This window comes from Mesorhizobium sp. W067 (genome assembly GCF_054719525.1).
The window spans coordinates 4,827,085-4,851,962 of the sequence record NZ_JBTTII010000001.1 but is presented as its reverse complement, the minus strand read 5'-3'; the positions used below and the strand labels follow the sequence as shown (position 1 = coordinate 4,851,962).

Here is a 24,878-nt window from a genome sequence, read left to right as displayed (position 1 = left end):
GAGGTCGGATTGCCCCGAATTGCCTTTCGCAATTCGGCTGGCAATCCGGGTGAGGGGGACTTGCCTAGCCGTGGCTCTAGGCCCGGCCCTCGCGGCGTGCGACCCTCGCATCTCCGATTCGGGACCGCCCATCATGCTCCGCCTCACCCTTGCCGCTCTCCTCCTCGCCACCCCGGCGCATGCCGCCGATATGGCGTTCTTCGTCAAGAACCTGCGCAGCCAGGCGGTGGCGGTGGAACTGTTCAGCCATGACCGCAAGATGTCGTGGCCGGGCGGCGACCAGGTGTTTCTGATCGAGCCGAGCTCGCAGAAATCGGTGCCGATCTCGTGCAACTCGGGCGAGAATATCTGCTATGGCGCCTGGGTGAACGGCAATGATGCGGTCTCCGCCGGGGTCGGGCCGGATAATGACCAGCCGTGCGATACATGCTGCTTCATCTGCGTGGAGAAGACGACCGAGACGATCGATCTGGTGGAGTGAGGGGCGGGGCGCCGAAGCTGCTGATCTCCCCCCTCGTGGGGGAGATGTCCGGCAGGACAGAGGGGGGCGCGAAGGATCGCCAGCGTATGGATCAGCAAGCCTAAAATTGAATGACGTGGCTGCAGGAATGAGAGGTCGGCGGGACAGCGCCCCCCTCTGCCTTGCCAGGCATCTCCCCCACGAGGGGGGAGATCAGCCGTTCCGCCCTCCACCAATCACCCCAAAATCAGTCAGCCGCTCCCCTTCAATGTCAGCCGCCATCATGCGATGCTGGCCCCCTCGGCCGGGGGGCCGATTTGCCTCGGGGGAACACCATGTCTTTCACTTGTCTGCGCCGCGTCGTCGTCGCACTGTCGCTTGCCGCGCTGTTTGCGCCGGCCGCTCATGCCGCCGACATCACCTTCGCCGTCAAGAACAGCCATCCCAACGCCATGCGCCTCGAGCTCTACAGCCAGGACCGCGACTATGTCTGGCCGGGCAACGACAAGGATTTTTATCTCGACGATGGCGAGACCAAACAGATCCCGGTCTCGTGCGACGAAGGCGAGTCCATCTGCTACGGCGCCTGGGTCGACGGCGACGAAGGGACCTACTGGGGCGTCGGCCCCAACAACAAGGAAAGATGCGAGGATTGCTGCTACACCTGCAATGGCGGCGAGACGGAGGAAATTGAACTGACGCCGTAGGATGTACAGCCAATCTCCCCCCAAGTGGGGGAGATGTCCGGCAGGACAGAGGGGGGCGCCATTGAGCGCAAGCCTCGGCAACCACCGGGCATCGTAATGCCGCACACGCCTCTACCGCCTCGACATCGCGCAAACGCCAGATCGATGCGCAAAGTCCTGACGCCAGCCGAACTCAAGCTCTGGAACGAACTTCGTGCCCATCGGCTGATGGGGCTTGGCTTCCGGCGACAATTTCCGATTGCCGCCTACATCGTCGATTTCGCTTGCCCGGAGAAGAAGCTGGTCATCGAAGTCGATGGCTCCCAGCATGCGGACGCCGGCGCGGCTGCCGGTGATGAAACGCGGACATCGCACCTCGAACAAGATGGCTGGACCGTCCTGCGGTTCTGGAATGACGACGTCATCCGCGACATCGACAATGTCTGCCAGCATATTGTGATTGCGGCTGGGCTTGGAGGCGCATCCTGAACCGTGCCGGTGCTGGGCTTTAGGCAGGGAAAGGTCGGCGGGACAGCGCCCCCCTCTGGCCTGCCGGCCATCTCCCCCACGAGGGGGGAGATCGGGTTTCCCCGCGGCTTTCGCCAATTAGCCCAGCAACGCCCTCTGCCGCTTCGGCCCGCCCGCCTTGCGCCAGGAGTTGAACCGGTGCGTCGCGGCGGCAAACGAGATCTTCATCTGCTGGGCGACCGAGTAGCGCGACCTGCCTTCGTCGAACAGGCGGTAGCAGCATTCGACGCCCTCCTCGGTCAGCTTGCCGTCGGGCGCCTTGTTGTGCGGATTGGCGGGGTCGAATTTTTCGACTTGCTGTTCGACCAGGCCTTTCAGCCGCTGCAAATCGGCCTCGATGCTGGCGATCAGATCGAGGACGGGTTTCGGATCGAAGTGGTCGTGCGGCTTTGCCGTCATCTTGCTCATGCCTTTCGCTTGCGTGTCGCGACAATATAGGTGAACATTTGCCGATAATGAAGAGCGCGTTGCAATCCGGCGCTTCAACATTTCTTGACTGGTGATTGACCGCGGAGACTGCAGCGCCTAGTTTAGAATTGTTCTAAACTGGGGTGAATTTCTCATGCTTTCCCGTGTCTTCGGTTTCGGCCGCCGTCCTTTCGAAACGCTGTCGGAACAGGAGATCCTGGCGCTGGCAATTTCGTCCGAAGAGGATGACGGGCGCATCTACCGCGCCTATGCCGACGGGCTGGCGGACAGTTTTCCGCAATCGGCGAAAGTGTTCGAGGCGATGGCGGAGGAGGAGGACGGGCATCGCGATTCCCTGATCGAGCTCTACCGCAAACGTTTCGGCGAGCGCATTCCGCTGCTGCGCCGCGAGCACGTGAAAGGCTATTACGAGCGCAAGCCCGACTGGCTGGTGCGGCCGCTGGGCATCGAGCATGTGCGCCGCCAAGCCGAAGAGATGGAGCGGCAGGCCTATCGCTTCTATGTCGAGGCGGCCAAGCGCACCGGCGACGCCTCGACGCGGAAACTGCTCAACGACCTTGCAGCGGCCGAGCAAAGCCATGAGAATTCGGCGCATCGGCTGGAGCAGAAACTTGTGCCGGGCGAGGTGAAGGACGAGGAAGCCAGCGCCGAGCAGCGCCAGTTCATCCTGACCTATGTGCAGCCGGGACTGGCCGGGCTGATGGACGGCTCGGTGTCGACACTGGCGCCGATCTTTGCCGCCGCGTTTGCCACGCACGACACCTGGCAGACGCTGCTGGTCGGCCTCGCCGCCTCGATCGGCGCCGGCATTTCGATGGGCTTTACCGAAGTCGCTTCGGACGACGGCAAGCTGTCGGGGCGTGGCTCGCCCATCAAGCGCGGCCTGACTGTCGGCATCATGACGACGCTGGGTGGCCTCGGCCACGCGCTGCCTTACATCATCCCGCATTTCTGGACGGCGACGGCGGTGGCGGCCGTGGTGGTGTTCTTCGAATTGTGGGCGATCGCCTTCGTGCAGAACCGCTACATGCAAACCCCGTTCCTGCGCGCGGCGTTTCAGGTGGTGCTGGGCGGGGCGCTGGTGTTTGCGGCCGGGGTGCTGATCGGGAATGCGTGAGCGCCAAGCGCCCCCTCACCCAGCCTCCGCTTCGCTCGGCTGACCTCTCCCCGAGGGGAGAGGAGATTTTCGAAGCCTGCGCCAGTCTCTTCTCCCCAGCGGGGAGAAGGTGGCCGCGAAGCGGCCGGATGAGGGGCCTGGCGCGACGCCGATACCTAGTCACCCATTCACCGCCCTGCTATCCTCTGGCGCCTCGTCCCTCTCCGTCAGCCCGTAATCCCGCACCACATGCGCAATGCGCAGCCGGTAGCCGGCAAATATTCCGCCGCGGCCCGCATGCTGCGCCTGCCGGTGCTCTTCCGTGTTGCGCCAGGCTTTCACCGCTTCCTCATCGCGCCAGAAGGACAGTGACAGGACCCGGTTGGGATCGCCCAGGCTCTGGAAGCGCTCGATCGAGATGAAACCGTCTATGCCGTCGAGCAGCGGCCTGAGTTCCGCAGCGATGCCGAGATAGGCATCGCGCTTTCCCTCAGCCGGTTGCACCTCGAAGATGACAGCGATCATATCTCCTCCTTGACCGCGGTCTGGAACAGCTGCCGCGGTCCATGCGGCCCCGACACCAGCTTCAGGAAGATGCGGTCCTCTTTCAAGATGAACTTTTCGCGGCGGGCGAATTCGTAATTGGCCTTGCCCGCCGGATCCGCGGCGAGACGGGCGCGATATGCTTCGTAGGCGGCGAGGCTGTCGATGCTGTAGGCGGCGTAGGCGGTGGTGGCCGAGCCCTCATGCGGGGCGTAGTAGCCGATCAGATCGGCGCCGCAGCGCGGGATCGCCTGGCCCCAGGCCTTGGCATATTGCTCGAAGGCCGGCTTGCCGAACGGGTCGATCTCATAGCGGATGAAGCAGGTGATGGTCATCGTGATCTCCTTGGGTTTCGCATCGATAGTTCGAGCGGCGTCGAAACGTTGTGCCGCAGGGTCTGCTAAGCAAAAGCGCTGGCGGTCAGGCCTGCCAGAAGGATTTTGCGCATTCGCGGCGCACATCCTCACGGGTCAGGCCGAGATCGCGCAGCAGATGGTCGTCGACCTCCGCGAGGTCTAGCCGCTGCAGATGGCGGTCGTACCAGCGGGCGAGAAGCCGCCGTTACAGCCAGGTGACGAACGGGAACGGCCGGCGGCTGGCGAGTGGGGCGGAAGCGGTTGGCATCGGCGTTCTCCTTGATCCCGCCCGACAATAATGCTTATCTGACGAGAATGCTTCGATGGAGGCCTAACTATGCGTGAAGGACCCGACATTGCCCGCATCGCCAGCCTGGTCGGCGATCCGGCGCGGGCAAACATGCTGAATGCGCTGATGGGCGGCACGGCTTTGACGGCGAGCGAACTGGCGCTGGAGGCCGGCGTCTCGCTGCCGACGGCGTCCTCGCATCTGTCGAAACTGATGGAGGGCGGGCTTTTAACTTTGGCCAGCCAGGGACGGCATCGCTATTACGGCCTCGCCGGGCCGCAGGTTGCCGGCATGATCGAGGCGATCACCGGGGTGGCCGAAGCGGTCGGCCCCAAGCGGGTGCGGCCCGGCCCGCGCGACGGCGCCATGCGCGTGGCCCGCGTCTGCTACGACCACCTCGCCGGCGAGCAGGCGGTGGCGATGCTGGACCGGTTCGTCGCGCGCGGCATCCTGTTGCGCGACGACAATGAGATCAGGCTCGGGGAGATCCGGCTCGGGCCGTCGGCAGCATCGCATTTTTCCGCCATCGGCATCGATGTCGGCGCCAAGCCGCGCCGGCCGGTCTGCCGCGCCTGTCTCGACTGGAGCGTGCGCCGCTCGCACCTCGCGGGAACGCTCGGCGCGGCTATTCTGGACAAGATCCTGTCGGAGAAATGGGCAAGGCGGGAGAAGGACAGCCGCGCGGTGGTGTTTTCACCGCCGGGGAAGCAGGCGTTCGAGCGGGTGTTTTTGGGTTAGTTTGCAGGCGCTAATTGGGCGACGCTGGTGGGACAGCACCCCCCTCTGTCCTGCCGGACAGAGGGGGGTGTGACGGAACGCTTGCGTAGCAGGTGAGGCGCGCGACGCTCACCCCCGCTTCAGCACCTTCCCCTGCTTGAAAAAGTCCACCCACGGATCGGCCTCCGCTAGTTCCTTCAGCGTCGTCTTGCCCCCGATCGGGAAGGAATTCGGCGCCAGCCCCTTTTCAACCTCCGCCCACGTCACCGGGATCGACACCGTCGCGCCCTTCTTGGCGCGGGAAGAGTAGGGCGCGACGGTGGTCGAACCCCTGCCGTTGCGCAGATAGTCGACGAAGATTTTTCCGGTGCGCGCCTTTTTCGACAGCGTCGCCGTGTAGCGGTCGGGCGCGGCCTGCTCCAGCGCCTTGGCGAAATCATGGGAGAAGGTTTTGACTTCCTCCCAATCCGCCGAGGGTTTCAGCGGCACCAGCACGTGATAGCCTTTGCCGCCTGACGGCTTGACGAAGTTCGGCAGCGACAGGTCGTCAAGCTTGCCTCTGATGTCGAGTGCGGCCTCGCGCACCGCCTTGACGTCGACGCCTTCATCGGGATCGAGATCGAAGATGATCTGATCCGGCTTTTCCAGCTCCTCGATCTTGCAGCCCCAGATGTGGACCTCGACCACGCCATACTGGACCAGAGCGGCAAGGCCGTCGAAATCGCGGATGAACAGGATTTCCTCGCCATCGGTCGGGTCCTTCATGCGGGCAATCTTGTCGCTCATGCCGGCCGAGGCATGTTTCTGGAAGAAGCGCGGGCCGCCGATGCCATCCGGCGCCCTGACCAGGCTGAGCGGCCGGTTGACGACGAACTGCTCCATGCGCGGCCAGACCAGCGCGTAGTGCTCAAGCAAAGCCTGCTTGGATATTTTTTCCTCGGGCCACAGCAGCTTGTCGGGATGGGATAGTTTTACGCTGGTCGTGATCGTCGCGGGCGCCTTAGCCCCGGCGGCCTTGCCGGCGCTGCTTGCCGCCGGCTTTGCCTTGTTCGCCGCCTTCGATGGCTTTTCCTGCACGACTTCCTCCGCCGGCTTGTCCTCGCGCAGTCCCTGGAACGACGCGTGGCGTATTATACGGTCCGAGGTCCAGCTGCGGAACTCCACTTCGCCGACAAGTTCGGGCCTGACCCAGACCAGGCCCTTGCCCTTCGGCACGGCGGCGGCAAAGGGCGAGGCGTCTGCCTTCAGCGCATCGAGTTTTTTCTTCAAATCTGTGGCGCTCCTGGCTGTGAAGCCCGTGCCGACGCGGCCGGCATAGTGGAGCTTGCCGCCCTCGTGGTAGCCGACCAGCAGCGAACGCAGGCCGCGGCCGGTCTTGTCCGAGGGCAGATACCCGCCGATGACGAATTCCTGGCGGGCCGTGCATTTCGATTTAACCCAGCTTGGGCCACGGCCGCTGCGATAGGGCGCATCGGCGCGCTTGGAGACGATGCCTTCGAGGCCCATGCGGCAGGCGTGCTGCAGCATGATCTTGCCGGGCTCGGCGAAATGGTCGCTGAAGCGGACGGCGGCATTTTCGGCCGTCTCGCCGAGCAGCTCCTGCAGCGCCTGCTTGCGCTCGACCAGCGGCTCGCGGCGCAAATCCTTGCCGTCAAGCCGCATCAGGTCGAACACATAGTAGGTGAAGCGGTCGGTTCGATTGGCGGAGAGATCCTGCTGCAGCAGCGAGAAGGACGAAACGCCGCTGTCGGCGAGCACAACGATTTCGCCATCGATGATGGCGTCGCTGCATTTCAGCTGGGCCAGTTCCGCGACGATCTCGGGGCCGAATTTCTCCGTCCAGTCGAGGCCGGTGCGGGTCAGCAGCCGCACTTCCGTGCCGGCGATCTGCGCCTGCATGCGGTACCCGTCGAACTTGACCTCATGCAGCCAGTCCTCGCCGGGCGGCGGCTCGCGCTCCAGCGTCGCCAGCTGCGGCTCGACGAAGTCGAGGCGCTTGCCGGCTTTCGCCTTGCTGGATGCCGCGGGCTTGTTGGAGTGCCAGACCTTCGGCTTCTTGCCGTCGGCGGTCTTGCCTTCCGCGACCTCTTCGATGGTCAGGCTGGACTTCACCGATTTCGGTGCGTCCTTCAGGATATCCTCGCCGGGGCGGGCGGCGGCATCGTCGGATTTGATCAGCAGCCAGTTGTCGCGCTTTTCGCCCGGGCGGGGTCTTAATCTGACCAGATGCCACCGCCCATTCAGCTTCTGGCCGTTGAGTTCGAAGTCGATATGGCCCTTCTTCATCGCCTTGGCCGGGTCGATCTCTGGCGTCCATGTGCCTTCGTCCCAGACGATGACGGTACCGCCGCCATACTCGCCCTTGGGAATGGTGCCCTCGAAGCCGGCATAGTCGATCGGGTGGTCCTCGACATGCACGGCCAGCCGCTTTTCGTGCGGGTCGAGGCTCGGGCCCCGCGTCACCGCCCAGCTCCACAACACGCCGTCATGCTCGAGGCGGAAATCATAGTGCAGCCTGGTCGCGTCGTGCTTCTGGACGACGAAGATGCCGCCGGGCTGCTTGCCGCGCGCGACCTTGCCCGCCGGCTCGGCCGTCTTCTTGAAATCGCGCTTGGACTGATATTGTTCGAGGCTGGCCACGGCGCCGACCCTCAAGCCGACTTGCGCTTGGGCGCAGAAGCTTTCGCCTTGCCGCTTTTTGCCGCCGGCTTGGCCTTCTTCGCCGGGCCTTCCGCCTGGCCGCCATCGGACAGGCTCTTCTTCAGCGCGTCGAACAGATTGACGACATTGGACGGCTTGGGCGCGGCCTGCGCTTTCGGCGCCTTCTTGCCGGCCTTCTTGGCGCGGATCAGTTCGAGCAGCGCGTCCTCATACTTGTCCTCGAATGTCGACGGATCGAACTTCCCCTTCTTCTTGTCGATGATGCGTTCGGCCATATCGGTCATCTCCTGGTCGGTCTTCACCGCCTTGATGTCGCCGAAGATGCTCTCCGGCTCCCGCACCGTGTTGCCGTAGCGCAAGGTGGTCAGCACCATGCCTTTGCCGCGCGGCTCGATGACCACGGGCCGCTCGCGGCTATAGAGCACGACGCGCGCCAGCCCGGCCATCTTCTTGTCCGCCATGGCATCGCGAATGACGGCAAAGGCCTCCTCCGACACCTTGTCGGCGGGCGTGACATAATAGGGCGTGTCGAGATAGATCTGCTCTATCGAGGCTTTGTCGACGAAGCCGTCCAGCGCCATCGTGTGCGAGGACTCGATCTGCACCGCTTCGATCTCTTCGTCCTCGATATGGACGAACTCACCGGGGCTCACCTCATAGCCCCTGATCTCGTCGCCATCGCCCAGCGGCTTGCCGGTTTCAGAATCGACATAGATGCGCTTGACCGTGTTGCCGGTCTTGCGGTTGAGCACCCGGAACGAAACTTTTTCGGCGTGGGTGACGACGTTGGTCAGTTCGACAGCGCAGGTGACCAGCGACAGTTTCAGATAGCCCTTCCAGGCGGGGCGAGGTGCCATGGCGAACTCCTGCGCGATGCGGTTCAAGCGAGAACGGGCAAGGCCCGTTCCGGTTCCGGGCGCGCAACCAGGGGCATTTCGGCAGCGAGCATGGAAAATTCGAGAGGCTCGCCAAATCTGAAACAGAACCGCGCCCAAGCGACATCCAGACGAAACATATGTGATGCAAAAGTCACAGTGCCTGAAATGGCGACGAACCACACCGAAAGACCCCCAAACAGCCGCATTCCGGCCACGAAGCATGGGGTTTTCGACCAAAGATTAACATCGTGTTCACCGACTATTCACGCCTCGACACTATGATCCCCGCAATCGGACGGGACATCCGAAAATCGGGACAGGGACTTGAGTAAAATGAAATTCTGGGGCCACATCGCCGGCTATGCCGCCGCCATCCGCGAGTTCATCGCGCCGACCTATCGGCCGGAGCGCTACTACATGCGCGGCCCGGGTCCGGCCTGCGCCCGTCGCGGCAGCTCGCTCGGCGCGCATTGATCATGACATTCGAAACGCGTCACGACAGCCGGATCTGCAGACCGGAGGCCGATCCCCGCGCAACCACCTATCGCGCCGAGCGCCCCGCGCTGGCCGCGAGAAGCCGTGCGACAACGCCGCGGCTTTGATCCCGCTGCCGGCGGGCTTAGTGTCTGAAGACACAAGCTGCCGGACGTCCCGTGACTTCTTCTCCTGAACCCTTCGATGCCAGCCAGCCATTGATCGTTTTCGACGGCGTCTGCGTGCTGTGCTCGGGCTTCGTACGCACGGTGGTCAGGATCCACGGCAAAAACCGCTTCCGCTTCGCCACCGCGCAGTCGCCCTTCGGCGAGGCGCTGTTCCAGAAATACGGGCTGCGCACCGACAGCTACGAGACCAATCTGGTCCTTGTCGGCGGCGCTCCCTTCATGCGGCTGGACAGTTTCATCGCGGTGATGGCCGAACTCGGCTGGCCGTGGCGGGCGGCGAAGGCCCTGCTGCTCATCCCGCGCCCCTTGCGTGACTGGCTCTACGAACGCATCGCCAAAAACCGCTATGCCATGTTCGGCCGCAAGGACAGTTGCGAGATCCTGTCCGCCGCGATACGTGCGCGCGTGATCGGCTAATCGCATGTCACCCAAAAGTGACCTCGATTCCGGGAAAACGACATACGCAAAAAGAGCGGCGCGATGAGGCTTCTGGTCGTTGGCGGCTATGGCATTTTCGGCGGCCTCATCGTGCAATTGCTGGAGAGCGAGCCACGCCTGATCCTGCTCGTCGCCGGGCGCTCACTGGCCAAAGCCGAGGCCTTGTGCAACGCCCGCACCGGCGCGGCGGCGCAGCTCGTGCCGGCGCGCGCTTCGGTCGCAACAGTGACCTCGCGCAAGGCCGGCCTGTTCGTTCGCGCCTCAGTCCGGCAGCGCCGCGACGGCGACGATCTCGATGACGATGTCTGCCTGGGCAAGCGCTGCGACGCCGATTACCTCCGAAGGAGGCGGATTGTTGTCGCTGCAATGCTTCGGACAATGCTCGGCGAAAAACGCGTCCAGCACGTCGAGACGAAAATTAGGCGAGCTGAGGACGCCGCCGTCGGGAAATGGCCCTTTGACGAAAAAGGTCAGCCTGATGAGATGGTCGAGCCCGCTGCCAAGTTCTTCCAGATCCGATTTGATGTTGCCGAGAACTTCCCGCCACTGCGCCGCGGCATCGCCGGCGAAGCCGCCACCCTTCTTGCCGGCCGGATCGTAGTCAGCCGATGTCGCGGTGTTGCCGCAGAGATAGACGGTGCCTTTCGCACCGCTGACGACCGTGCCTTTGCCCCATGGCATCAACCGGCCGTTCTTGAATTTCTTGTGGGTCACGAGTTCCATTCTCTTCTCCCATGCCTCGTGTGACGTGCCCGCCAACGACGGAGGATAGTGCTGTGCGGAGCCACGGCCAGTCCGCTGCCGGTCATCCGCCAGCAGACGGAGGAACATCTGGTCCTTGCGAAATCTCCTGGCGGAGGCGAAAGTTTTTTCTGAAGCCTGTCGAAATCGGCCGCCGCCGCGCGACATACGTCTGGCCCCGCTAGGACGCGGCCTTCGAAACCACGGGAGAAGACCCATGCGATACATGCTTTTGATCAACAGCGACGAAGCCGCGCAGGCGAACACGCCAATCGAGAAGGCTCAGCAGATGAGCGCAGCATATGCCGCCTATACCGAAGCGTTGAAGAAATCCGGCGCATGGCTCGCCGGCGAACGGTTGCGCCCGACCCAGGCGACCACCTCGGTGCGGATCACAGACGGCAAGACCAACGTGATCGACGGCCCCTATGCCGACACCAAGGAGCAGCTTGCCGGCTTCTACATGATCGAGGCGGCCGATATCGATACCGCCATCGACTGGGCGGCGCGCTGTCCGGCGGCGAGCGCCGGCACGGTCGAGTTGCGGCCGATCTGGGAAATGGCCGACTACATGCCCAAGAAATGACAATGTGATGGACAGTCGCCCGGAGATCGCGCGGGCGGCGGCCGAAGCGGCCGCCCGGCAGAGTTACGGCAAGCTGGTCGCCTGGCTAGCGGCGCGCACCCGCGACGTGGCCGGCGCCGAGGACGCGCTGGCCGAGGCCTTTGCCGCGGCGCTGGAGCGCTGGCCACAGACCGGCGTGCCTGAGAAGCCTGAGGCATGGCTGCTGGCCGTCGCGCGCCGCCGTGGTGTCGATGCGGTGCGCCGTCGGCTGACCAGCGAGGCGAGCCGCGACCATCTCAAGCTGATGGCCGAGGAGATGGAGGCGAGCATGGAAGACGAAGACCTGCCCGACGAACGTCTCAGGCTGATGTTTGCCTGTGCGCATCCGGCAATCGAAGCCAGCGTGCGGGCGCCGCTGATCCTGCAAACGGTTCTGGGTTTCGACGCGGCGACGATCGCCTCGGCCTTCCTGGTTTCGCCGGCGACGATGGGCCAGCGTCTGGTGCGCGCCAAGAGCCGCATCCGCGAGATCGGCATTCCGTTCCGCGTGCCGGATCGCGCCGAACTCGGCGAGCGGCTGGAAACGGTGCTGGAAGCGATCTACGCGGCTTTCGCCGAAGGCTGGACCGACCCGGCAGGGACCGAGACGAGAGCGCGCAATCTGGCGACCGAAGGCATCTGGCTCGGGCGGCTGGTGGCATCCCTGATGCCGGACGAACCGGAAGCGCTCGGCCTGCTGGCGCTGATGCTGTTTGCCGAGGCGCGGCGCTCGGCGCGGCGCGATGCGGCTGGAGATTATGTGCCGCTCGCCGACCAGGATTGTCTTCTTTGGGATCACGCGCTGATCGACGAAGCCGAGGCGCTGCTGGGCCGCGCCGCCACCATGGGCGTCATCGGCCGCTATCAGCTCGAAGCGGCGGTACAATCGGTGCATGCGACGCGGCGACGGACCGGCCAAACCGATTGGGCGGCGATCCGTAACTTCTACGATGCGCTGTCGGCGATATCAGGCTCGCCGGTGATTTCGATCAACCGCGCCGTGGCGATTGCCGAGGCCGATGGGGCGGCGGCAGGACTGGCGGCGCTCTACGTGCTGGGCGACGACAAGCGGCTCAACGACTATCAGCCCTATTGGGCCGCTCGCGCCGGCCTGCTGGCCAGGCTCGGCAATGCGGCGCAAGCGGTCGAAGCCTATGACCGGGCGATTGGCCTTGAACGCGACCCCGCCGTGCGCCGCTTCCTGCAGGCGAAACGGGCGATCCTGCGAAATTGAAGCGTCCGTTCAGGCCGGCCACATCTCATGCGTGGTGTTGAGCCGTTTCATCAGCGGATGCGCGCGCAGCGCCGACCATAAGCGTTCGATGTTCGGCCAGTCGGCTCGCGCCTTGTCCATATCGGGGTGCCAGGCCACCAGCATGACGAGGTAGATGTCGGCCAGCGACATCGCGTCGCCGACCAGCCAGCCGCGCCCCTCGAGAGCTGCATCGACAATGGCGAAGCCGCGGTCCATCTCGGCAATGGCTGCCTGCTTGACGGCTTTCTTGCCGTCGGCATCGGTGGTGTAGCGATGGGCATAGTAGAGGCGCAGGATGGCGGGGTAGAGCACCGATGACATGAACGCCATCCAGCGCAGGAAACCGGCGCGATCCGGCGATCCGGCGGCCGGCGCCAGACCCGCCTCCGGATGGCGCTCGGCAAGCAGGATGCAGATCGCCGCCGATTCGGTTATCGATTGACCGTTGGGCAAGGTCAGCACCGGAACCTGGTTCAACGGGCTGATGTCGAGGAAAGCCGGGTCCGGCGGATCCTTCTTCGGCACATCGATCTGGTCGAATTGCGCGTTTGCCAGCGCCAATGCGGCCTCGACGACGAAACCGCCACTGCCTGGGCGCGTGTAAAGCTTGTACATGTGATTCTCCCCCTGCCCGCGCGAAGCAGGCCGGGGCGATTTGACCCTGAAGCCGCCTCCCGCTCAAGCCGGTGGCGGACGCCACAGCCGGGTTTTCTGCGGTCCAGCCATGAGACTTCCGATGTAGGAGGGACAGCACCCCCCGATGCCCGGCAGGGCAGAGGGGGGTGCGAAGGATCGCCGCCTATCTCGTTGAGACGTTAAGCGCCCAGCCCGTCGAACAGGATCGTCGACAGATAGCGCTCGGCGAAGGACGGGATGATCACCACAAGGTTCTTGCCCTTGTTCTCCGGCCGCGACCCGACGGCGATGGCGGCCTGCAGGGCAGCGCCCGACGAGATGCCGACCGGCACGCCTTCAAGGCGGGCGACGAGGCGGGCGTTGGCGACCGAATCCTCGTTGGAGACCTTGACGATCTCGTCATAGATCGAGGTGTCGAGGATCTTGGGCGCAAAGCCGGCGCCGATGCCCTGGATCTTGTGCGGGCCGGGCTGGCCGCCCGACAGCACCGGCGAGGCCTCCGGCTCGACGGCGACGACATGCACCGAGGGCTTGCGTTGCTTCAGCACCTGGCCGACGCCGGTGATCGTGCCGCCGGTACCGATGCCGGCGACGAAGATGTCGACCCCGCCATCGGTGTCGTTCCAGATCTCCTCGGCGGTGGTGCGGCGGTGGATCTCCGGGTTGGCCGGGTTTTCGAACTGCTGCGGGATGACGGCGTCAGGCAGGGTGGCGGCCAATTCGTCGGCCTTGGCGATGGCGCCCTTCATGCCTTTCGGCCCTTCCGTCAGCACCAGTTCGGCGCCGAGCAGCGCCAGCATCTTGCGGCGCTCCACCGACATGGTTTCGGGCATGGTCAGGATCAGCTTGTAGCCCTTGGCGGCGGCGGCGAAGGCGAGCGCGATGCCGGTATTCCCCGAGGTCGGCTCGATCAGCGTCGTCTTGCCGGGTTTGATCCGGCCCGACGCTTCCAGCGCCTCGATCATGGAAACGCCGATGCGGTCCTTGACCGAGGCGATCGGATTGAAGAATTCGAGCTTGGCAAGAAGGTTGGCAACGACGCCCTTCTCCTTGGCGAACTTGTCGAGCCGCACCAGCGGCGTGTCGCCGATCGTCTCGGTGATCGAGTTGTAGACACGGCCGCGGCCGGGCACGCGCGCGGAAGGCTTGTTCATTGGTTTCGCTCCCAAATCAGATCAGGCAATTGGCGTCGGCGGACAGAATAGGGCTTTCGCCCGCGCAAGATAGGCTGCCGGCCGAAAATATCGAGTGGGCCGCTTGCTGAAAACGCTTGTCTCCTCAAGCCGCATTTTCCGGATGGACCGATCGGCGGAATGGATGGGCCTGAACCGATCTACTGACGTGCGGCAATGGCAGCGGCCGCGCCCACCATGAAGCCGGCGGCGGTGCGGTTCAGCGCCTTCAGCGCGCGTGGCGATTTCAGGAACCAGCGCGCCTTGGCGGCCAGCGCAAGATATGGCACCAGCACCACGAAGAGCACGATGACGGTGAGCGCGACCAGGATGCCGTAGTCGGCGAGCGTGATGGTCTTCAGGTCGACGATGGTCGGCGTGATGGCGAGGTAGAAGATCATCGTCTTCGGGTTGCCCAGCGTGACGGTGAGGCCGGCAAGGAAGCTCGATACCAGGCCGCCCTTGCCTTTCCTGGCCTCGACAGTCTCGGGCGTGATCCCGGCCGTCCAGAAACGCCAGCCGAGGAAGGCGAGATAGGCGACGCCCAGCCATTTGATGGCGAGAAACACCATGCCGAAGCTTTGCGCGACAAAGGCAAGGCCGAGCACCACCGCGGTGAGATAAATGAGGTCGCCGAGCATCAGGCCGAACGACATGGCCAGCGACGAGCGGAAGCCGGATCCGAGCGCCCGCGCCACAAGCGCGGTGACGCCGGGGCCGGGAATGGCGGCGGCGATGCCCAGCGCAGCACTGTAGGCAAGGAAGCCGGTGAGGGTCATGACGGTCGCACCTCGTGAAACGACTCTGATGCCATGAAAGCCTGCAACGGCAAAACGGATTCGATTGCGCCAAGCAGGACATGAAAGCCGGTCATCCTCGCCTGAAAGCGAGAGATGGTTCACTTACGTCCCGAAGGCGGTCGGCTATCTCGCATGGCTCCGAACGGCAGGAGCACCCATGTTAGCCAAAAGACTTCACATCCAGCTCATGAAGTGGATGCCCAACAACTATTCCGAAGCACGCGGTCACGTCCACGAGCTGGAATGGTATCTGTGGTTCGAGGGGCGTCAGGCTTTCAGCCTGTTCGACAAGGGCGATAGCGATGTCGTTCCGCAGACTGGATATTTTACCGACAGCCGAAACCCTGGCGCTCACCCCATTCGTCCGATGATCTATCCGCTGGTCGTCAACAACCCCTTCAAGGTGCGGCTGGTGGCGATCGAGCGTGACGGACCGCAAAAGATAGACCCCGACGACACCGCCAAAGGCGAATTCTACATCGACCTCGACACCAAATATCCGCCGGTCTCCGACTGGCGCATCATCGCTGCCGATCCGCGCAATACCGACCTCAACGTGGAAGCGTCGTTCCAGCTGCAATGGCTGGACTATGTCGATACCGCCGAGATTGCCGAGGATGGCCCGCCACGCATCATCGACAAATCCAACTATCCCTATCCGTGGGGCGCCAATGTGATGGTGTTCGAGCACTGGCTCGGGCTTGGCCGCAAGGCGCCGCTCAAACTCATCGACCCGAACCGCGCTTCGCGCCGCGAATACTGGATGATCAATGGCAATGCGGCCCGGCGCATGGTGCAGGACCTCTATCGCTTCAACGTCAACCAGCTTGGCCTCGCCAACGACACCATCAGCAGTGTTTACGTGCCGAAGCTCAATGCCGGCCACGTCACGGTGACGCTTTACGAACACGATTTCAGCGACGGCCGCTTCGCGCAAGGGGCGAAGAAGTCCTTCGGCTCGGTCGGCCTCTTCAATCTCAGGGATACCGGTTTCGATGACCGTGTCTCATCGGCCGAGGTGATCCATACCTATCCCAAGGTGATCCATCGGGACGTACATTAGGGCCGGTTGCGCAGTTCGCCGGCTCAGGACGGGCCGTCGACATGGGTGATGCGCCAGATGGTGCCGTTGCCATCCTCGGTGACGATAAGCGCGCCGTCCTTGGCCACCGCGACGCCGACCGGCCGGCCCCAGACGGCGTCGTCGGAGAGGACGAAGCCGGTGATGAAATCCTGGTACTCGCCGGTCGGCTTGCCGTCGCTGAATCTCAGCCGCACCACCTTGTAGCCGGTCCTCATACCACGGTTCCAGGAGCCGTGCAGGGCGACGAAGGCGTCATCCTTGTACTCTGCCGGGAAATTGCCGCCGTCATAGAAGGCGATGTTGAGCGGCGCCGAATGCGCCTGCATCAGCACGTCGGGCACGGTGACCGAGCCGGCGAGGTCTGGGCGCGCGCCCTCGTGACGCGGGTCCTCGTTGGCGCCGATATAATACCAGGGCCAGCCATAGAAGGCGCCGTCCTTGACTGAGGTGGCATATTCGAACGGCACATCGTCGCCGAGACCGTCGCGCTCGTTGACGACACACCACAGCGCGCCGGTGGCCGGTTGCACGGTCATGCCCGAACAATTGCGCAGGCCGGTAGCGAGGATGCGGCCATTCTTGCCGTCGGGGCCGAAGGCCAGCACGTCGGCACGGCCATCCTCGGAACCCCAGGTGGCGCCGAGTGGCTGTGATTTTGCCCAGGCGTCAAGGCCGCCCTTCGGTGCCTTCTGCATGCCCTCCGCGACGTTCGATCCGGAGCCGACCGAGAGATACAGCGTCTTCCCGTCCGGCGAGAAGGCGATATCGCGGGTCCAGTGGCCGCCGGTAGGGATGTCGGAGACAATCGTCTCCGGTTCGCCGGAGGCTTTAAGGTCGCCGTCGCGATAGGCGTAGCGGACCACGCTGTCGTTGTTGGCGACGTAGACCCATTGCGGCTTGTCGCCAGGCGGGTAGAAGGCGATGCCATAGGGCTGGTTGAGATTGTCGGCAAAAATGCCCTCTTCGGCCGGCTTCGCGCTACCCTTGGCCAGCCGATAGACGCGGATCTGGTTGGCGTCACTGTCGGCGACGAACAGGTCGCCGTTCGGCGCCACGCGCACGACCCGCGGATTGGAAATGCCGGAAGCAACCAGTTCGGCCGAAAACCCAGGCAGCAGGACGGGCTTCGCGCCCTCGGGCCGATCGCCAAGGCCGGCGCTGTTGGAGGCGGATTCGGTGATGTTGGGTCTTTTCAGATCATCCGGCCTAATCAGCCGGCGCACACCTGGCTTGTCGGCCTTCCAGTCGCCGAAAGCGTCCTTGCCGGTCAGCAGCAGTTGATCAGCCTGCTGGGCGAAGGCGCTGGTGGCCAGAAGCAGGGCAAGGCCTGCGAAGCCGGCAATCCGGATCATGCTGTTCTCCTCGAACTCGCGCCGGTCGGCGCGTCACGACAAGGGAGATATTGTGCGGCCGCCGCAAAAGAGAAGCGTGCGCGCGCAGATTCGACGAGAGAACCGCTCAACTTTCCTCTTCGACGTCCAGATCGTCGTCGAGACGCTTTTCCAATGCGACGAGATCTTCCGGCAGCGGCAAGCCCATGGCGCGCATTTCGCGCAGTTTTTCGCGCAGCTGCTCCTGGATTTCGTGCTCGTCCTCCGGCTGGTTGACCATTTCTTCGAGCAGCATGCTGATCTGGGCCTTGAACGATTCAAGCGCCATTCTGCGCCCTCCTTTACGGTGATCCCGGCTTCGGAATTATCTTAACATCCGGGTAATCAATTGCGCAGTGTAGTCGACCATAGGCACGATGCGGGCATAATTCAGCCTGGTCGGGCCGATGACGCCGAGCGCGCCGACGACGCGGGCGTCCTTGTCGCGGTAAGGCGCCACGACCAGCGACGAGCCGGAGAGCGAGAACAGCTTGTTTTCCGAGCCGATGAAGATCCGCACGCCGGGGCCGTCCTCGGCGAGGTCAAGCAGCTGGATCAGCCCGTCCTGCGTCTCCAGATCCTCGAACAGGTGGCGCAGCAATTCGATATCGGCCTGGGCGGTGACGTTTTCGAGCAAATTGGCGCGGCCGCGCACGATAAGGCGCGCCGGCAGGCCGCTATCGGCGCCGGCCCACACCGCCAGGCCTTTCTCGACCAGATCCTGCGACAGCGTGTCCAGCGCTGCCCTGGTCTCGTCCTTGATGCGGGCGATCTCGATGCGCGCCTCGGCGAGCGTGCGGCCCCTGATATGGGCGTTGAGGAAGTTGGAGGCCTCGTGCAGCTGCGAGACGGTGATGCCGGCCGGCAGGTCGACGACGCGGTTCTCGACATCGCCATTCTGCGACACCATCACCGCCAGCGCCTTGGTCGGCTCGAGTTGGATGAACTCGATGTGCTTCAGCGCCACCTCGTTCTTGGTGGCGAGCACCAGGCCGGCGCCGCGCGACATGCCCGACAGCATCTGGCTGGCCTCGGTCAGCATGTGTTCCAGCGTCGCGCCCGAGCCGGAGGCGCGCACCTGCGCCTCGATGACCCGGCGTTCCTCGTCGGAGAGATCGCCAAGCTCCATGAAGGCATCGACGAAGAAGCGCAGGCCGGTCTGGGTCGGCAGGCGCCCGGCCGAGATGTGCGGGGCATAGATCAGGCCGAGATGTTCGAGGTCGCTCATCACATTGCGGATGGTGGCCGGCGACAGCGACGACGGCAGGATGCGCGACAGGCTGCGCGATCCCACAGGCTCACCGTCCTTCAGATAGGATTCGACGATGCGCCTAAAAATGTCGCGCGAACGCATGTCGAGCGATTGCAGCGCGGGCGCCAGCAGACTGGGTTCGGTGACTGCCTTGGTCATTCGAGCCAAAAACCTCCGGCCCAAGGATATAGACTTCCCTCGCCCCCGCGCAACCCGGCGTCTGTATGGGGGCCTTTTCCTTTGCGCCATGGGCTGCATGCGTCTACAAGCCGCCGACGAAACCATAAAAGAACAGAAAGAGGCCTCGATGCGCCCTTCCAAACGCCAAGCCGACGAAATGCGCGCCATCTCCTTCGAGCGCGGCGTCTCCAAACACGCCGAAGGCTCGTGCCTGGTGAAATTCGGCGACACTCATGTGTTGTGCACGGCGAGCCTGGAGGAAAAGGTGCCGGGCTGGATGCGCAATTCCGGCAAGGGCTGGGTGACGGCGGAATACGGCATGCTGCCGCGTTCGACCGGCGAGCGCATGCGCCGTGAAGCTTCGGCCGGCAAGCAAGGCGGCCGCACGCTGGAAATCCAGCGGCTGATCGGCCGCTCCTTGCGCGCCGTTGTCGACCTGCAGGCGCTGGGCGAACAGCAGATCACCGTCGACTGCGACGTCATCCAGGCCGATGGCGGCACCCGCACGGCGTCGATCACCGGCGGCTGGGTGGCGCTTTACGATTGCCTGCGCTGGATGGAAGCGCGGCAGATGGCCAGCGTTGCCAAGGTGCTGAAAGACCATGTCGCGGCAATTTCCTGCGGCATCCATGACGGCCAGCCGGTCATCGACCTCGACTATATCGAGGATTCATCTGCCGGCACCGACGCCAATTTCGTCATGACCGGCAAGGGCGGCATCGTCGAGATCCAGGGCACCGCCGAGGGCGAGCCGTTCTCGGAAGGGCAGTTCGCGGAGCTGATGGGCCTGGCAAAGAAGGGCATTCAGCGGCTGGTGAGCTTGCAGCAGATGGCTGTGGCCTGATTGAATTTAACGTGATGACGTCGGCGATCCTTCACACCCCCCTCTGGCCTGCCGGCCATCTCCCCCGCAAGGGGGGAGATCAGAGGTCGCTACCGTTTTCGCCAACCATCAACGTTGAGACGCCGCCAGCGGAACTGCCAATCTCCCCCCTTGCGGGGGGGATGCCCGGCAGGGCAGAGGGGGGTGCCTGATGCAACCCTCCGCTATTCTTGAGTCAGCGCTTTACGTCACGGATCTCGCCGCTGCCGAAGCCTTCTACTCCAACGTCCTCGGCCTCCCTCTCCTCGGCAAGGTCGACGGCCGCCATCTCTTCTTCCGCTGCGGCCCGGGCGTGCTGCTGGTCTTCAATGCCGAAGCCACCAAAATCCCCCCGGCGCCGGATGCGCGGCTGAAAGTGCCGCCGCATGGCACGGTCGGCGGGGGCCATCTCTGCTTTGCCGCAAGTGCGGATGAACTCGCACAGTGGAAGGCGCAACTTGAGGCGAAAAACATCGCCATCGAAAGCGAATTCGAATGGCCGCAGGGCGGGCGCTCGATCTACATACGCGACCCCTCGGGCAATTCGATCGAATTCGCCGAGCCAAGGATCTGGGGCCTTTGATGCATTCTCTCGATGGAAAGAAGATCGTCGTTGCCAGCCACAATGAAGGCAAGCTGCGCGAATTCGCCGACTTGATGGGTCCGTTCGGCTTCGCGGCGAAGTCGGCCAAGGACTACGGCCTGCCGGAACCGGAGGAGACCGGCACCACCTTCGAGGAAAACGCCTACATCAAGGCCTTCGCCGCGGCTAAGGCGACCGGCCTGCCGGCGCTGTCGGACGATTCGGGCCTGTGCGTCGACGCGCTCGACGGCGCCCCCGGCGTCTACACCGCCAATTGGGCCGAAGCTCCCGACGGCAGCCGCGACTTCGGGATGGCCATGCAGCGCACCGAAGTGGCCTTGCAGGAGGTCGGCGCCGCCGAGCCAGCGCAGCGCAAGGGGCGGTTCGTCGCCGTCATCTGTCTGGCCTTCCCCAATGGCGAGGCTGAATATTATCGCGGCGAAGCTGAGGGAACGCTGGTGTGGCCGCCGCGCGGCGAACTCGGCTTCGGCTACGACCCGGTGTTTTTGCCGGACGGTTTCGAAAAGACGTTCGGCGAGATGAGCGCTGAGGAAAAACACGGCTGGAAGCCCGGCCAGCCGACGGCGCTGTCGCACCGCGCCCGCGCCTTCCAGAAATTCGCCCGCGCCAGGTTAGGCTCAGCTTAATGTCGCTGGACCGCAGCCCGGGCTTCGGCGTCTACATCCATTGGCCGTTCTGCGCGGCCAAATGCCCGTATTGCGACTTCAACAGCCATGTCCGTCACCAGCCGGTCGACCAGGAGCGCTTTGCCCGCGCCTTCGAGACCGAGCTGAAGACCATGAGCGAGCGGACCGGGCCGCGCGAAGTGACCAGCATCTTTCTCGGCGGCGGCACGCCGTCGCTGATGCAGCCGCAAACGGTGGCGGCGGTGCTGGACGCCGTGGCGAAGAACTGGACGGTGCCCGACGGCATCGAGGTGACGCTGGAAGCCAATCCGTCCTCGGTCGAGGCCGAGCGCTTTCGCGGCTACCGCGCCGCCGGCGTCAACCGTGTGTCGCTCGGCGTGCAGGCGCTGAACGACAAGGATCTGCGCTTTCTCGGCCGGCTGCACAATGTCGACGAGGCGCTGCATGCAATTGGCCTGGCACGGGACATATTCCCAAGACTCTCCTTCGACCTGATCTACGCCCGCCCCGGCCAGACGCTGGACGACTGGCAGGCGGAGCTCGAACAGGCGATCGGCCATGCCGCCGACCATCTGTCGCTCTACCAGCTGACCATCGAGGAAGGCACGCCGTTCCATGCCCTTCATGCGGCGAAGAAATTCATCATCCCCGATAATGACCGGGCCGCCGATCTCTATGCGCTGACTCAGGAGGTCACCGCGGCGCATGGCCTGCCGGCCTATGAGATTTCCAACCACGCCAGGCCGGGCGCCGAGAGCCGGCACAATCTGACCTATTGGCGTTATGGCGAATATGTCGGCGTCGGACCGGGCGCGCATGGCCGCTTTATCGAGAACGGCCACCGTGTTGTGACGATCGCCGAGCGGATGCCGGAGACCTGGGCCAATCTGGTGGAGGCCAGGGGCCATGGCGTCACCGGCGGCGAGATCCTGACGCGCTCCGAAGAAGCCGACGAGTTCCTGCTGATGGGGCTGAGGTTGGCCGAAGGCATCGACCTTTCCCGCTACGAGGCGTTTTCCGGGCGCGGCTTGTCGAGCGCCCGGTTGACCGTGCTGCAGGATGAGGGGCTGGTGGCGCCGATCGGCAATGCCAGGCTACGCGCCACGCCAGCCGGCATGATCGTGCTCGATGCCGTGGTGGCGGATTTGGCGCGATAACGCCTTTGAAAAACGTGCTTCGTCAAGCGTCGTGCTTGAAGCGGCGCTTGCCGCGGTGTTTCTCGGCATGCGCCTCTCCGGTCCGGGCCGGCTTGGCGTCGCTCTTGTCCCGGCGGACGCTGTTCTGGTCGTTCATCGGATGCGGCGGCGCGCCTTCGCGGGCGCTCTTCGTTTCAAGACGGGTGATGAAGATATCGAAACGATTGGGCATCGTACGGTCAGTGCTCCGTCGTGCTGTCCGGTTTGTTGTCCGAAAGCCTGACACTCGTCGGCAAGGCGGTGGCCGCCCGACTGGTCAGGCCGGTGTCGCTCTCGGCGAGCGCACGCTTGCCCTTTGGCGCGGGCACGCGGTTGCGCCCGGCATAGTAGGGCTCGAAAACATCCTGCAATTCCAGGCTGTCCATCCTGTCCTCCTCCTCAAGAGACTCAGGTATTCAATCCGCCAGCCACGCTTTCGTTCCCCACTGTGGCAAAGACATGGCCGCCGGGTTACATCGGCGTCAGGTTTGGCCCGACGTTCGGGAGTTTTGCAACCCGGCGCGCGCCATGCCAAACAGGGCGAAATGGAGAGACCCGGTGACCGGCGAGAAACGCAGCTATGTGATCGGGCAGACCGAGATCGCAGTCCGGCCGCTGGCGCCGGCGCTGTATCTGGTGGCGACGCCGATCGGCAATCTCTCCGACATCACGCTGCGCGCGCTGGAAACGCTTGCCGCCGCCGACATCGTCGCCTGCGAGGACACCCGCGTCTCGCGCGTGCTGCTCGACCGCTACGGCATCCGGCGGCGCACCACTGCTTATCACGAGCACAATGCCGGCGAGGCCGGGCCGAAGCTGATCGCGGCACTCGAGGCCGGGCAGAGCGTGGCGCTGATTTCGGATGCCGGCACGCCGCTGATCTCCGACCCCGGCTACCGTCTGGTCGGCGAAGCGCTGGAGCGCGGCCTGCGCGTCGTGCCGATCCCCGGCCCATCGGCGCCACTGGCGGCGCTGACGGCGTCGGGCCTGCCGTCCGACGCCTTCCTGTTCGCCGGCTTTCTGCCGGTGAAATCAGGGCAGCGACTGACCAAGCTGGAGACCTTCAAGGGGGTACCAGCAACGCTGATCTTCTTCGAATCGCCACGCCGGCTGGCCGATACGCTGGTCGCGATGGTCGAGGCGCTGGGTGGTGAGCGCAAGGCGGCCATCGGCCGCGAGCTGACCAAGACTTTCGAGGAGATGCGCACCGGAACGTTGCAGGGGCTGGCCGACCACTATGCGGCGGCCGATACGCCGAAAGGCGAGATCGTCCTCTGCGTCGGTCCGGCCGAGGTCAAGGCCGACCAACCCGCCGATATCGACCGGCTTCTACTGTCGCTGGCTGCCGAAATGCCGGCGTCGAAGGCAGCGGCGGAGGCGGCGAAAATGACCGGCGGACAGAAACAGGCGCTGTACCGGCGGCTGCTGGAGCTCAGAGACGCCGCTGGAGAAGGCGAAGGTGGCTGAGCGCCCAAGCGCCAGCCGCCAAAAAGCCTATCGGCGCGGCCATCGCGGCGAGTGGCTGGCGGCGGCGGCGCTGATGCTGAAGGGCTACCGGATACTCGCACGTCGCCATCGCACGCGCTTCGGTGAGATCGACCTGATCGCCAGGCGCGGCGACCTGGTTTTGTTCGTCGAGGTCAAGGCGCGGCGCACGCTGATGGAAGCGATGGAGGCGATCGGCCACGAATCGGAACGCCGCATCGAGGGCGCCGCCGACATCTGGCTGTCGCGCCAGCCGGATTATGGAAAGCTGTCGATGCGTTTCGATTTGGTGGCGGTGCTGCCCTGGCGCTGGCCGGTGCATGTCGAGAATGCGTTTTACGGGAGGGGTTGAGGGGCGGCTTACTGACAAGCATTGCTCGCCCTTCGCTGGCTCAGGGCGTTCGTCGTTCGGAAAGCCAAGCAATTGGCTTTCCGTCCGCTACGCGGACCACTCCTCACCCCCAAATCATCAACGCCACCAACCCCACAACCCCCACCACCAGGCGCCACCAGCCGAACAGCGAGTAGCCGTTGCGCGAGACGTAATCGAGCAGGAAGCGGACCACGATCAGCGCGGTGAGGAAGGCGGCGACGAAGCCGATGGCGATGATCGGCAGGTCGGCCGTGGTCAAGACGTTGCGGTTCTTGAACAGGTCGAAGGCGAAGGCGCCGACCATGGTCGGGATGGCGAGGAAGAAGGAGAATTCCGCCGCCGCGCGCTTGTCGACGCCCAGAAGCAGCGCGCCGACGATGGTCGAGCCGGAGCGCGACGTGCCGGGGATCAGCGACAGGCACTGGAACAGGCCGATCTGCAGGTAAAGACGGGTGGGGAAGCGCTCGACGTCACGGTAGATCGGCTGAAGCTTCATGCGATCCACCACCAGCAGGATGACGCCGCCGATGATCAGCATGATGCAGATCAGCCGCGGCGATTCGAACAGCACCGTCTTGATGAAATCATGCGCCAGCGCGCCGATGATGGCCGCCGGCAGGAAGGCGATCAGGATGCCGATGACGAAATGCCGCGTCAGCCGGTCATGCGGCAGGTCAAGCAGCATCTGCCACAGGCGGCGGAAATAGACGCTGAGGATCGCCAGGATGGCGCCAAGCTGGATCAGGATCTCAAAGGCCTTGCCGGTCGAATGGAAGCCGAGAAAATGGCCGGCGAGCAGGATGTGGCCGGTCGAGGACACCGGAATGAACTCTGTCAGCCCCTCCAGCAGGCCGAGCAGCAGGGCTTCGACGATGGTGTGGCTATCCATGGCAACCTCGGCATTCAAGGGACTGAA

Annotated in this window: 32 protein-coding genes; 16 read left to right on the top strand and 16 right to left on the bottom strand. The window is 64.3% G+C overall.

Features of this window, described 5'->3' with window-relative positions:
- Positions 1-133 precede the first annotated feature (133 nt).
- From ACYG97_RS23715 to ACYG97_RS23705, 3 genes are all read left to right on the top strand, one after another.
- Entirely contained in the window at positions 134-481 is a 348-nt protein-coding gene (locus ACYG97_RS23715; RefSeq protein ID WP_023732797.1) for a hypothetical protein, read from the top strand.
- A 314-nt stretch (positions 482-795) separates the two neighbouring features.
- Positions 796-1,167, top strand: a complete 372-nt coding sequence (locus tag ACYG97_RS23710; RefSeq protein ID WP_023681251.1) for a hypothetical protein — start codon at positions 796-798, stop codon at positions 1,165-1,167.
- 96 nt (positions 1,168-1,263) lie between these two features.
- Positions 1,264-1,635 (top strand): endonuclease domain-containing protein, encoded by a 372-nt coding sequence (locus ACYG97_RS23705; protein WP_023687538.1) that lies wholly within the window; start codon positions 1,264-1,266, stop codon positions 1,633-1,635.
- Between the two features lie 117 nt (positions 1,636-1,752).
- Here ACYG97_RS23705 and ACYG97_RS23700 read toward each other — a convergent pair whose 3' ends face one another.
- Entirely contained in the window at positions 1,753-2,073 is a 321-nt protein-coding gene (locus ACYG97_RS23700) for a hypothetical protein (RefSeq protein ID WP_023728762.1), read from the bottom strand.
- Positions 2,074-2,236: 163 nt separating this feature from the next.
- Between ACYG97_RS23700 and mbfA the strand changes: the two genes are divergently transcribed.
- Entirely contained in the window at positions 2,237-3,220 is a 984-nt protein-coding gene (gene mbfA / locus ACYG97_RS23695; RefSeq protein ID WP_023714430.1) for an iron exporter MbfA, read from the top strand.
- Between the two features lie 159 nt (positions 3,221-3,379).
- On the opposite strand, the gene ACYG97_RS23690 is transcribed toward mbfA, so the two are convergent.
- The 3 genes from ACYG97_RS23690 to ACYG97_RS23680 form a co-directional block, all read right to left on the bottom strand.
- Positions 3,380-3,724 carry an antibiotic biosynthesis monooxygenase family protein gene (locus ACYG97_RS23690; RefSeq protein ID WP_023692960.1) on the bottom strand — a complete coding sequence of 115 codons (345 nt, stop codon included), beginning with the start codon at positions 3,722-3,724 and terminating at the stop codon, positions 3,380-3,382.
- The gene (locus ACYG97_RS23685; RefSeq protein WP_023692959.1) at positions 3,721-4,077 is read right to left on the bottom strand and encodes an NIPSNAP family protein; all 357 of its coding nucleotides are present in this window, start codon (positions 4,075-4,077) and stop codon (positions 3,721-3,723) included. The genes ACYG97_RS23690 and ACYG97_RS23685 overlap by 4 nt, the downstream gene beginning before the upstream one ends.
- Before the next feature lie 85 nt (positions 4,078-4,162).
- Entirely contained in the window at positions 4,163-4,270 is a 108-nt protein-coding gene (locus ACYG97_RS23680) for a DUF1127 domain-containing protein (protein ID WP_353028860.1), read from the bottom strand.
- A 165-nt stretch (positions 4,271-4,435) separates the two neighbouring features.
- Between ACYG97_RS23680 and ACYG97_RS23675 the strand changes: the two genes are divergently transcribed.
- Positions 4,436-5,125: an ArsR/SmtB family transcription factor gene (locus ACYG97_RS23675; protein WP_023732798.1), complete on the top strand. Its 690-nt coding sequence runs from the start codon at positions 4,436-4,438 to the stop codon at positions 5,123-5,125.
- A gap of 108 nt (positions 5,126-5,233) precedes the next feature.
- On the opposite strand, the gene ligD is transcribed toward ACYG97_RS23675, so the two are convergent.
- Both ligD and ku read right to left on the bottom strand, forming a co-directional pair.
- On the bottom strand, positions 5,234-7,744 hold the full coding sequence (gene ligD / locus ACYG97_RS23670) for a DNA ligase D (RefSeq protein ID WP_023732799.1): 2,511 nt from the start codon (positions 7,742-7,744) through the stop codon (positions 5,234-5,236).
- Between the two features lie 11 nt (positions 7,745-7,755).
- Positions 7,756-8,622, bottom strand: coding sequence for a non-homologous end joining protein Ku (gene ku / locus ACYG97_RS23665; RefSeq protein WP_023681243.1), 867 nt, complete (start codon positions 8,620-8,622; stop codon positions 7,756-7,758).
- A gap of 345 nt (positions 8,623-8,967) precedes the next feature.
- Between ku and ACYG97_RS23660 the strand changes: the two genes are divergently transcribed.
- Together ACYG97_RS23660 and ACYG97_RS23655 are read left to right on the top strand one after the other, a co-directional pair.
- Complete coding sequence (locus ACYG97_RS23660) at positions 8,968-9,117, top strand: hypothetical protein (protein WP_196813601.1); 150 nt, start codon at positions 8,968-8,970, stop codon at positions 9,115-9,117.
- 179 nt (positions 9,118-9,296) lie between these two features.
- Entirely contained in the window at positions 9,297-9,722 is a 426-nt protein-coding gene (locus ACYG97_RS23655) for a thiol-disulfide oxidoreductase DCC family protein (protein WP_031261975.1), read from the top strand.
- Positions 9,723-10,004: 282 nt separating this feature from the next.
- Here ACYG97_RS23655 and ACYG97_RS23650 read toward each other — a convergent pair whose 3' ends face one another.
- Positions 10,005-10,466: a RidA family protein gene (locus ACYG97_RS23650; protein WP_023687546.1), complete on the bottom strand. Its 462-nt coding sequence runs from the start codon at positions 10,464-10,466 to the stop codon at positions 10,005-10,007.
- A 235-nt stretch (positions 10,467-10,701) separates the two neighbouring features.
- On the opposite strand from ACYG97_RS23650, the gene ACYG97_RS23645 reads away from it, so the two are divergent.
- Both ACYG97_RS23645 and ACYG97_RS23640 read left to right on the top strand, forming a co-directional pair.
- The gene (locus tag ACYG97_RS23645; RefSeq protein WP_023681239.1) at positions 10,702-11,070 is read left to right on the top strand and encodes a YciI family protein; all 369 of its coding nucleotides are present in this window, start codon (positions 10,702-10,704) and stop codon (positions 11,068-11,070) included.
- Positions 11,071-11,077: 7 nt separating this feature from the next.
- Positions 11,078-12,322 (top strand): RNA polymerase sigma factor, encoded by a 1,245-nt coding sequence (locus ACYG97_RS23640; protein ID WP_023732802.1) that lies wholly within the window; start codon positions 11,078-11,080, stop codon positions 12,320-12,322.
- 9 nt (positions 12,323-12,331) lie between these two features.
- Here ACYG97_RS23640 and ACYG97_RS23635 read toward each other — a convergent pair whose 3' ends face one another.
- The 3 genes from ACYG97_RS23635 to ACYG97_RS23625 all read right to left on the bottom strand — a co-directional run bounded on the left by ACYG97_RS23635 (position 12,332) and on the right by ACYG97_RS23625 (position 14,930).
- A complete protein-coding gene (locus ACYG97_RS23635) occupies positions 12,332-12,958 on the bottom strand; it encodes a glutathione S-transferase family protein (RefSeq protein ID WP_023706962.1) in 627 nt (208 codons plus the stop codon).
- Between the two features lie 200 nt (positions 12,959-13,158).
- A complete protein-coding gene (gene cysK / locus ACYG97_RS23630; protein ID WP_023672045.1) occupies positions 13,159-14,133 on the bottom strand; it encodes a cysteine synthase A in 975 nt (324 codons plus the stop codon).
- 179 nt (positions 14,134-14,312) lie between these two features.
- Positions 14,313-14,930: a LysE family translocator gene (locus ACYG97_RS23625; RefSeq protein ID WP_023698059.1), complete on the bottom strand. Its 618-nt coding sequence runs from the start codon at positions 14,928-14,930 to the stop codon at positions 14,313-14,315.
- Positions 14,931-15,108: 178 nt separating this feature from the next.
- Here ACYG97_RS23625 and ACYG97_RS23620 point away from each other — a divergent pair, with 178 nt between their 5' ends.
- Positions 15,109-16,014, top strand: coding sequence for a hypothetical protein (locus ACYG97_RS23620; RefSeq protein ID WP_156937162.1), 906 nt, complete (start codon positions 15,109-15,111; stop codon positions 16,012-16,014).
- A 23-nt stretch (positions 16,015-16,037) separates the two neighbouring features.
- On the opposite strand, the gene ACYG97_RS23615 is transcribed toward ACYG97_RS23620, so the two are convergent.
- From ACYG97_RS23615 to hrcA, 3 genes are all read right to left on the bottom strand, one after another.
- Positions 16,038-17,387, bottom strand: a complete 1,350-nt coding sequence (locus ACYG97_RS23615) for a PQQ-dependent sugar dehydrogenase (protein ID WP_023732804.1) — start codon at positions 17,385-17,387, stop codon at positions 16,038-16,040.
- Positions 17,388-17,493: 106 nt separating this feature from the next.
- On the bottom strand, positions 17,494-17,694 hold the full coding sequence (locus ACYG97_RS23610; protein WP_023672050.1) for a hypothetical protein: 201 nt from the start codon (positions 17,692-17,694) through the stop codon (positions 17,494-17,496).
- A gap of 36 nt (positions 17,695-17,730) precedes the next feature.
- Positions 17,731-18,816, bottom strand: coding sequence for a heat-inducible transcriptional repressor HrcA (gene hrcA, locus ACYG97_RS23605; protein ID WP_023681233.1), 1,086 nt, complete (start codon positions 18,814-18,816; stop codon positions 17,731-17,733).
- A 148-nt stretch (positions 18,817-18,964) separates the two neighbouring features.
- On the opposite strand from hrcA, the gene rph reads away from it, so the two are divergent.
- From rph to hemW, 4 genes are all read left to right on the top strand, one after another.
- Positions 18,965-19,681, top strand: a complete 717-nt coding sequence (rph, locus tag ACYG97_RS23600) for a ribonuclease PH (protein WP_023672052.1) — start codon at positions 18,965-18,967, stop codon at positions 19,679-19,681.
- Between the two features lie 190 nt (positions 19,682-19,871).
- Positions 19,872-20,282, top strand: a complete 411-nt coding sequence (locus ACYG97_RS23595) for a VOC family protein (RefSeq protein ID WP_023732805.1) — start codon at positions 19,872-19,874, stop codon at positions 20,280-20,282.
- A complete protein-coding gene (gene rdgB, locus ACYG97_RS23590) occupies positions 20,282-20,929 on the top strand; it encodes an RdgB/HAM1 family non-canonical purine NTP pyrophosphatase (RefSeq protein WP_023732806.1) in 648 nt (215 codons plus the stop codon). Before ACYG97_RS23595 ends, rdgB begins: the two co-directional genes overlap by 1 nt.
- Entirely contained in the window at positions 20,929-22,086 is a 1,158-nt protein-coding gene (gene hemW / locus ACYG97_RS23585) for a radical SAM family heme chaperone HemW (protein ID WP_023672056.1), read from the top strand. The genes rdgB and hemW overlap by 1 nt, the downstream gene beginning before the upstream one ends.
- A gap of 22 nt (positions 22,087-22,108) precedes the next feature.
- Here the strand turns inward: hemW and ACYG97_RS23580 are convergent, their stop codons facing one another.
- Positions 22,109-22,297, bottom strand: coding sequence for a hypothetical protein (locus tag ACYG97_RS23580; protein WP_023672058.1), 189 nt, complete (start codon positions 22,295-22,297; stop codon positions 22,109-22,111).
- A 7-nt stretch (positions 22,298-22,304) separates the two neighbouring features.
- The gene (locus tag ACYG97_RS23575; RefSeq protein ID WP_023732807.1) at positions 22,305-22,490 is read right to left on the bottom strand and encodes a hypothetical protein; all 186 of its coding nucleotides are present in this window, start codon (positions 22,488-22,490) and stop codon (positions 22,305-22,307) included.
- A 172-nt stretch (positions 22,491-22,662) separates the two neighbouring features.
- Here ACYG97_RS23575 and rsmI point away from each other — a divergent pair, with 172 nt between their 5' ends.
- Together rsmI and ACYG97_RS23565 are read left to right on the top strand one after the other, a co-directional pair.
- Positions 22,663-23,571 (top strand): 16S rRNA (cytidine(1402)-2'-O)-methyltransferase, encoded by a 909-nt coding sequence (gene rsmI, locus ACYG97_RS23570; RefSeq protein ID WP_023732808.1) that lies wholly within the window; start codon positions 22,663-22,665, stop codon positions 23,569-23,571.
- Positions 23,564-23,941, top strand: coding sequence for a YraN family protein (locus tag ACYG97_RS23565; RefSeq protein WP_023732809.1), 378 nt, complete (start codon positions 23,564-23,566; stop codon positions 23,939-23,941). Before rsmI ends, ACYG97_RS23565 begins: the two co-directional genes overlap by 8 nt.
- Positions 23,942-24,044: 103 nt before the next feature.
- Here ACYG97_RS23565 and ACYG97_RS23560 read toward each other — a convergent pair whose 3' ends face one another.
- Entirely contained in the window at positions 24,045-24,851 is an 807-nt protein-coding gene (locus tag ACYG97_RS23560; protein WP_023732810.1) for an undecaprenyl-diphosphate phosphatase, read from the bottom strand.
- Between the last annotated feature and the right edge of the window lie 27 nt (positions 24,852-24,878).